The 8,296-nt window shown below is 69.3% G+C and carries 7 protein-coding genes; 3 read left to right on the top strand and 4 right to left on the bottom strand.

Going from position 1 to position 8,296, the window contains the following annotated elements; genetic code table 11:
• Window positions 1-72: 72 nt before the first annotated feature.
• From AC27VN_RS24890 to AC27VN_RS24875, 4 genes are all read right to left on the bottom strand, one after another.
• Window positions 73-3,303 (bottom strand): amidohydrolase family protein, encoded by a 3,231-nt coding sequence (locus AC27VN_RS24890; protein ID WP_490878244.1) that lies wholly within the window; start codon window positions 3,301-3,303, stop codon window positions 73-75.
• Window positions 3,304-3,594: 291 nt separating this feature from the next.
• Window positions 3,595-4,785, bottom strand: coding sequence for a CaiB/BaiF CoA transferase family protein (locus AC27VN_RS24885; RefSeq protein ID WP_490878243.1), 1,191 nt, complete (start codon window positions 4,783-4,785; stop codon window positions 3,595-3,597).
• A complete protein-coding gene (locus AC27VN_RS24880) occupies window positions 4,782-5,753 on the bottom strand; it encodes a Bug family tripartite tricarboxylate transporter substrate binding protein (RefSeq protein ID WP_490878242.1) in 972 nt (323 codons plus the stop codon). Before AC27VN_RS24880 ends, AC27VN_RS24885 begins: the two co-directional genes overlap by 4 nt.
• A gap of 40 nt (window positions 5,754-5,793) precedes the next feature.
• Entirely contained in the window at window positions 5,794-6,570 is a 777-nt protein-coding gene (locus tag AC27VN_RS24875) for an enoyl-CoA hydratase-related protein (protein ID WP_490878241.1), read from the bottom strand.
• A gap of 93 nt (window positions 6,571-6,663) precedes the next feature.
• Here AC27VN_RS24875 and AC27VN_RS24870 point away from each other — a divergent pair, with 93 nt between their 5' ends.
• From AC27VN_RS24870 to AC27VN_RS24860, 3 genes are all read left to right on the top strand, one after another.
• A complete protein-coding gene (locus AC27VN_RS24870) occupies window positions 6,664-7,563 on the top strand; it encodes a LysR family transcriptional regulator (RefSeq protein ID WP_177239412.1) in 900 nt (299 codons plus the stop codon).
• Between the two features lie 130 nt (window positions 7,564-7,693).
• Complete coding sequence (locus AC27VN_RS24865; protein ID WP_256222679.1) at window positions 7,694-8,179, top strand: sigma-70 family RNA polymerase sigma factor; 486 nt, start codon at window positions 7,694-7,696, stop codon at window positions 8,177-8,179.
• Window positions 8,158-8,296 (top strand): FecR/PupR family sigma factor regulator (locus AC27VN_RS24860; protein ID WP_490878245.1); only part of this gene is annotated, 139 nt, incomplete at its 3' end. The genes AC27VN_RS24865 and AC27VN_RS24860, both read left to right, overlap by 22 nt.

Here is an 8,296-nt window from a genome sequence, read left to right as displayed (position 1 = left end):
CGCACGCGGGCATGGTGCTGCGCCGCGGCTGAAGCGCGGGGCCGTGGCCCCGCCCTCCGGCCGCGTTCCACCTCAATGGTGGTGGTCATGCCCATAGCCGCTGGCGACCTCGCCGCATTCGTGCGGCGTGGTCCGGCACAGGCGCTGGTAGGCCAGCACCGTCCTGCGCCGCTCGGCCAGCGCGGCCGGGGTGCGGAACGGCGCGAGGATCTCCGCGAGCGAGTAGCTCACGCCGTTCTTCACCACGTAGCGCACGTCGGCCGCGGCCTTCAGGTCCTGCAGCGGGTTGCCGCGCACGATGGCCAGGTCGGCCAGCTTGCCCACCTCCACCGTGCCCAGGTCCTTGTCGACCAGGCTCATGCGCGCGGCATTGACCGTCACGTCCTGCAGCACCTGCAGGTTCGAGTTGGTCAGCGCGGCGGCGCGCATGTTGTTGTGCAGCGCGATGCCCGGCGGCACCAGCGGCGAGTCGGTGCCGATGGCGATCATGGCGCCGGCGGTGCGCAGCTTGCTCACCTGATCCTCCTGCAACCGCGCGCTGGCCACCGCCGCCTCGGTCGGCGGCTGCGGATTGCTGCGCAGCACGTCGAGGAAGTTCGGCGAGGTCAGCAGCTCGAAGCGGTCGCCGCCGGTCAGGTCCGCGCCGACGAAGGGATAGGCGAACAGGGCGGTGTGGATCAGCCGGAAATCGCCCTTGCCGTGCAGGTCGTAGGCGTCCTGGTAGGTGGTGCCGCCGGCCGAGCGCGACCAGCCGTAGCCCAGGCGCTGCGGTGCCGAAAGGTGCGTGGTCTCGGCCAGGCCCGAGGCCGCGCCCGGCGACAGGTTGTGCGTGCCGCTCGGGATGCCTATGTCGAGCGCCGCCTGCGCGATCTTGTGCATCAGCGGGATCGGCGCGCGCATGTAGGCCTTGAGGTAGTCCACGCCGAGCGTGCGCACCTTCGCGATCTCGAGGTCGGCCGCCTCGGGCGTGCGCACGCTGCGCGCGAAGCTCCAGGTGATGCGGTTGCCATCCCACAGCGGCGGCGAGACGAACAGGCGCGGGCCCAGCAGGTTGCCGGCCTCCAGCGCCTCGCGCATCTCGATGCTCTGGTGCAGCGGACCGCCGACCGATTGCGTCGAGGTGACGCCGTAGGACAGCATCGAGGCCGAGCCTTGGCCGTACTGGCCGCCCTGGTAGAGCGTCAGCGGATGCGAGTGGGCATCCCACAGGCCGGGCATCACCGTGAGGCCCGAGGCATCGATGTATTTGTCCGCGGCCTTGGCCACCGCCTCGTCGTGCGGCTGGATCGCGGTGATGCGGTTGCCCTTGATGACGATGTCGACGTCGTTCTGCAACTGGCCGTCCTTGCCGCTCCACAGCTGGCCCGCGCGCACCACGGTCGTGCCCTGGGACGCCGCCTGCTTCCACGTCAGGCTCACGGGCACCTCGGTCGCGCCCGCGCCATCGGCGCCGATGGTCTTGAGCTTGTCCGCGGCCTTGTAGAGCAGGGTGCGCGAGTCGCCGGCCCACGAGGGCAGGTCGGCGGCCTCGGTGGTGATGGCCTTGGCCGGGCCGTCGGGCGAACCGTCGGCCTTCAGCGGCATCACGTGCAGCACCGAGTCCATCACGAAGGCCACCTTGCTGCCGTCGGGCGAGATCACGGCCGCGCCTTCCTCGCGGTCCGAGATCTGGCGCGGCGCGTCGCCCACCGGGTAGAAGGTGCCGCTCTTCGTGCCGAGGTCGATCACGCGCAGCTTGTTGTAGCCCTCGAAGGAACGGCTGCTGACCGAGTCGTTGTCGACCACCACGATTCGCTTGCCGTCGGGCGTCCACTGCGGCGTGCTGATCTGCGAGCCCACCGCCTCGACCACCTTCTGCGCGGTCTTCGAGGCGATGTCCCAGACCTCGAGCGTGCCCGAGCCCGTGGTGTAGGCGATGCGGTCGCCCGCGGGCGACATCTTCGGCATCACCATCGACTTGCCGGTCTGCGCGCCGAGCCGCGTGCGCGCGCGGCTCGCGATGTCGATGCGGTCGATCGCGAGCGCGCCGCCGTTGCCCTTCTCGGTCGAGAAGTAGACCGCGCTGCCGTCGGGCGTGAACTGCGGATTGCCGTCGCGGTCCTTGTCGTTGGTCAGGCGCACCGGCGTGCCGCCGATCGGCATCACCCAGATGTCGTTGAGCGCGACGAAGGCGACGCGGCGACCGTCGGGCGAGATCACCGGGCTGCTGATGCCGCGCACCGGCTGGTCGCCGAGCACGCCGAAGCCGCGCTCGCGCGACTTGGCGAACACCGGACGGCGCACTTCGAGCGTGGCGCTGAACGGCACTTCCGCGAGGCCGTCGCCGCCCGCGTTGCGGATCTTGATCTTGCCGTCGGCCGTGTAGAGAAAGCGCCCGCCGGGCAGCCAGCGCGGCGGGAAGGCGAACATGTCCTCGTTGGGCGCCACCACCTCCTTGCCGGCGACCACGATCGACTTGGTCGTGCCCTGGTAGGCCAGGCCCGAGCCGTCGGGCAGCCACACCGGCAGCACGCCGGGGCCGACGAGTTTCGGTGCCTCGGTGCTGCCCATCGGCTGCGTGAAGATGCGCCGCGCGCTGACGAACGCGAGCTGCGTGCCGTCGGGCGAGACCACCGGGTTGCTCTCGGTGCCCGCGCCCTGCGTGAGCGCCGAGTACTTGCGCAAGCCGAGTTCCACCTGCCAGATCTTGTACTGGCGGTCCTGGCTGCGGTCGGAGGCGAAGACCAGCGTGCGGCCATCGGGCGTCCAGGCCGGCTCGCGGTCGTCGAACGCGCCGCTGGTGATGCGCGTGAGGTCCGCGCCATTGGGCCGCACGGTCCAGATGTGGAAGTTGCCTTCGGCGTCGTAGTTCTGGAACGCGATGCGGCTGCCGTCGGGTGACCACACGGGCGAGGTCGGCTCCATGTCCCAGCCCGTGATGCGCGTGGCCTTGCCGCCGGCGATCGGCACCACCCACAGCACGCCCTGCGCGGTGAAGGCCACGCGCTGGCCATCGGGCGAGGGCGCGGCCGCCATGTTGGTGCCCTCGTGGAACTCGATCGCGACGTCCTTGGTGCTGCCCTGCAGCGTGCTCAGCGCCTGGATCTTCACGGGCGGCTCGTTGCTGCCGCCATCGCCACCGCCCGTGCCGCCGCCGCCCGCGATCGGCAGGAAGCCGCTGCCGCCACCTCCGCCGCCGCCGCAGGCCGTGGCCAGCAGCGCGGCCACGGCGACGGCCGCCAGCGCATGGCGCCGCGGTCGTGATGAAGAGGGATGCGAAAACGATGGGCGTGACGAAGCCAACGCTGCCTGGCGCTTGTTCATGGTCTGTCTCCAATGAGGTGTTATTGCGGTCCGCGGATGCGGCCGATCTGCACATCGGCGCGATCGCCAATGTCGAAACCAGTGTTGGAAATCTTCCTTACCGATTACTTACCCTGGCCCTCTGTACAGGCGTGCATCGGCCCTGGCGCGGGTCGATTTTTTTGCATGGCGCCATGAGGGTTTGGCATTCGCGAAGCTGCGTTGCCAATTCGGATCGGCGAATTGCGCGCAGGCATGCTGCAATGGCGCAATGAATCGGCGCAGCAAATTGGCGCGATGGCGCGCGCCAATTCAAAGAGGAACCGGCACGCCCATCCACTCGCGCAACACCTCGTCGGTGTGCTCGCCCAGGCGCGGCGCCATCGCGCCGGCGGCCAGCGGGGTGCGCGTCCATTGCACGGTCGGCGACAGGCCCCGGTACCAGCGGCCTTCGGCATCCTGGTAACGATGCACGACGCCGCGCTCGGCGTTCTCCAGCGAATCGATCAGCTCGCCGAGTTCGGGGCAGGCGGCCACGGGAATGTCCGCGTCCGCCAGCAATTGCAGCCAGGTTGCAGTGCTGCGCGTGGCGAGCCGGCTCTCCACATAGGCATACACGGCATCGATGTGCTTCGTGCGGTTCGCCATGCTGCGAAAGCGCGCATCGCGGTCCCAGAGTTCGCCGTCGCCCACGAGGCGCATGAACGACTCCCAGTGGCGGTCGGTGTAGACGATGGTGCAGATCCAGCCGTCGACCGTCCGGTAGGGCCGGCGGTAGGCCGACAGCAGGCGCGGGTTGCCGGCCTGCGCGGCATCGTTGGCCGCGAAGGTGGCGGCGCCCAGGTGGTCGCTGAGCATGAAGGAGGCCATGGTCTCGTACATCGGCACCTCGATGTACTGGCCTTCCTCGGCCCGGCGCTGCTGCAGCAGCGCGGCGAGCACCGTCTGCACCACGTACAGGCCCACCGTCTTGTCGGCGATGTTGAGCGGCAGGTAGCGCGGGCGTCCGTCCGCGGCGCGGGCCACCAGGCCTGGCAGTCCGACCATGCCCTGGATCAGGTCGTCGTAGGCCGGCTTGCCCGCGTCGGGGCCGTGTTCGGCGAAGCCGGCCAGGAAGACGTAGATCAGGCGCGGGTTGTGGCGGCGCAGGGTGTCCCAGTCCAGTCCCAGTTTGGCGAGCGCCTTCTTGCGCATGTTGGTGACGAACACGTCGCTGGCCTGCGCGGCACGCGCGATCACTTCGCGCGATTCGGGCTGCTTGAGGTCCAGGCAGACGCTGCGCTTGCCGCGGTTGAGGTTCAGGTAGACCGGCCCCATGCCCGGCTCGAGGTGCGGGCCCATCTCGCGCATGATGTCGCCCTCGGGCGGCTCGAGCTTGACCACGTCGGCGCCGTACTCCGCCAGCATCTGGGTCGCGAACGGACCCATGATCACGCTGGTGAGGTCGAGGATCCGGATGCCGGACAGCGGCAGTCCGGCGTTGCGCGTCGCGGCGGTCGTCATTGGGCCTCGATGCCGGCTTTCTTGACGATGTCGCCCCACTTGCGGATCTCGCTCGCCACGTAGCGCCGTGTCGCGGCCACGTCCATGGTGCCCGGCGTGGTCGCCTGCTCGTCGAGCGTCTTGCGGAAGCCGGGCTCGCCCATCGATTGCAGCGCCAGCGCATTGAGCTTCTCGAGGATGGCCGGCGGCGTGCCCGCGGGCGCGTAGAGCCCGATCCAGATCTCGGTCTCGTAGCCGGGCACGCCCTGCTCGGCGATGGTCGGCACCTCGGCCAGCGTGGGATTGCGTTCGCGCGTCGAGACGCCGATGGCGCGCAGGCTGCCGGCCTTCACGTACTTCAGCGCGCTCAGGCCATCGACGAAGGAGGCCTGGATCTGGCCGCCGAGCAGGTCGTTGACCGCGAGCGCCGTGCCCTTGTAGGGCACGTGGATCAGCGGCGCGCCGGTGCGGCTCGCGAGCAGCTCGCCCGACAGGTGCGTGGTGCCACCTGTGCCCGAGGAGCCGTAGGTGACGCCCTTGTTCTTGCGCGCATAGTCCAGCAGCTCGGGCACCGTCGCCACCGGCAGCGACGGGTTCACCAGCAGCACGTTGGGCGTGCGCGCCAGCATGGCGATGGGCGCGAAGTCCTTCTCGGTGTCGTAGGGCAGGTTCTTCGTGATCGAGGGGTTCACCACGTGCGCCGTGGTGGTGATCAGCAGCGTGTAGCCGTCGGGCCTGGCGCGCGCGACCCGGGTCGCGCCGATCACGCCGCCGGCACCGGGCTTGTTGTCGACGATGGCGGTCTGCCGCAGCTTCTCCTGCACCGTCTTCGCGAACTGCCGGGCCAGGATGTCGGTCATGCCGCCGGCCGCGAAGGGCACCACCAGCGTGAGCGGTTGCGAGGGATAGTCGTCGGCATGCGCGGCGCCGAGGGCGAAGGGCAGCGCGAACAGGGCGCACAGGGCGCGGCGCAGGGGCTTGAACTTCATGGTGTCTCCTTGGATGTCTCGTGGGCTCGCCGGTGCCGTCTCAGCGGCGCTTCCGGTTCGCGAGGAAGGCTTCCATGTAGCGCTTGGGCTCGTCGCTGTCGTAGGCGCTCACGAGGCCGGCGATGCCGACGTTGATGGCTTCCTGCAGCGGCATGCGCTCCCAGTCGCGGATCAGCTTCTTCTGGATGCGCATCGCGAGCGGGCCGTTGGCCTCGATCTCGGCCTGCCAGTGCGCGAGGGCGGCATCGAGGCCGTCGTCGCCCGCGACGTCCGTGATCAGGCCCCAGTCGAGCGCCAACGCGGCCGGGATGATGCGGCCGCTGAGCAGCAGGTCGCGCGTGCGCGTGGCGCCGATCATGCCGGGCAGCATCGCGCCGTGGATCACCGAGGGCACGCCGAGCTTGACCTCGGGCATGCCGAACCTGGCGTCGCGCGCGGCCAGCTTGATGTCGCAGACGGCGGCCACTTCCATGCCGGCGCCCAGGCAGTAGCCCGAGATCACCGACATCGTGGCGAAGGGGATGTCGCGGATGGTCTCGCACAGCCGCCACACGCTGCGGATGTAGGCATCGATGTCGCGCCTGGAGGCGTCCTTCAGGAACTTGATGTCGGCGCCGCCGAGGAAGGCGCTGTCGCCGCCGCGGATCACGAGCAGCTTCGTGGTCTCGTCGGCGGCCAGTTCCTGCAGCGTGTCGGCGTAGATGTGGGCGGCGTCCCCGGTCAGCAGGTTCAGCCGGCCGTTGTCGAAACGGACCGTGACGACGCCTTGGGCGGTGCGGGCGACATGGCATTGGGGACGGGTGTCGGAGGGATGCATGGGATGTCTGTGGTCTGTGTGAGCCGGCGCATCTTGCGCGGCGAAGTCCCATGCCACAATGGAATTTTTCTACTGCATTCAGTAGAAGATGGAATGAATATCTCTTTTCGCCAGTTGCAGGTCTTCCTCGCCGTCTACGAGGCCGGCAGCTTCACCGTGGCGGCGAACGGCCTGCACATCTCGCAGTCCGCGGCGAGCAAGATGGTGGCCGAGCTCGAGAACCAGCTCGGCATGACCCTGTTCGAGCGCACCACGCGCACCGTGGTACCCAACGATGCGGCGCGCGAGTTCTTCGAGTTCGCCCAGGACGTGACGGCCACCATGGCCACCGCCAAGCGCAGCATCACCGAGCTGATCACGCTGGAGCGCGGCAAGGTCAGCGTGGCCGCCTCGCCGCTGATGCACTACGGCCTGCTCGCGGGGCCGATCGCGAGCTACCGCCAGCGCTATCCCGGCATCGACTTCGAGATCCACGAATGCTCGACCGACGAGACACTGGACCGCGTGCGGTCGGGCGTAGTGGACATCGGCTTCTGCGCCACGGATTCCGAGATCAGCGGCCTCGAGGCCACCGTGGCGATCGAGGACGCGATGTATGCCATCGTCGACGACGCGCATCCGCTCGCGCGCCGGCGTTCCATCCGGGCCGCGGAGCTGCTGCCCTACAACTACATCTCGCTGCGCGATTCCTACAGCATCCGCCGCACGCTCGACCAGATCTTCGCGCGCACGCCGCTGCGCTTCGAGAACCACATCGAGGTCGGGTCGCTCACGGCGGCCCTGGGCTTCGCGCGGCAGGGCGCGGGTTTCCTGATCGTGCCGGGCTACGCCGCCGACATTGCGCAGCAGTGGGGCATGCGGCGGATCGCGATCTCCGACCTCGCGAGCTTCCGCCACCGGATCTCGCTGATCCGCCGCCGCACCACGCGGCTGTCGGTGGCCGCGCGGCATTGGCTCGCGGTGTTGCCGCAGAGCTTTCCGTTGCTGAAGTGAGCGGGCGCTCGCGCGCTTCGATGCCGACGGTGCCGAGCGTCTGTTTATAATAATAGTTCTCATTTGCATCGTAGGGCCCCGCGTCCTCTCTTGTGTAGACAGTCTCGCCATGGGTCCGCGCGCCACGCCAATGCAAGCCGTCGAAGCCTTCTATGCCGACCACCACGGCTGGCTCCAGGCCCTGCTGCGCAGGAAGCTCGGCGACATCCACCATGCGGCGGACCTGGCGCATGACACCTTCCTCACGCTGGTTGCCGCGCCGTCGAAGGCGCAGCAGCTGCACGAGCCGCGCGCCTACCTGCGCACCGTCGCGCACGGGCTGCTGGTCGATCACTTCCGCCGCCGGGCGCTCGAGCAGGCCTATGTCGAGCAACTGGCCGCCATGCCCGAGCCGCTGGCGCCCTCGCCCGAGGACCGCCTGCTCGTGATCGAGGCGCTGCATCGCATCGATGCCATGCTCGACGCGCTGCCCGCGCGCACGCGCACCGTGTTCCTGCTGTCGCAACTCGAGGGCCTGGGCTACGAGGAGATCGCGCAGCGCCTCGAGGTGTCAGTGCGCACCGTCAAGCGCGACATGCGCGCGGGCTTCGCTCAATGCATCGCCTCGATGCTTTGAACGCCACGCGCCCGCGCGGCGACGACCCGGTGGTGCTGCAGGCCGCGGACTGGCTCGTGAAGCTGCATGCCGGCGAGATGGACGAGGCCGGGCACCGCGCCCTGCATGCCTGGCGCG

Source organism: Variovorax sp. 20P10.2.4, assembly GCF_058244205.1.
This window is presented reverse-complemented; position numbering and strand designations above follow the sequence as displayed.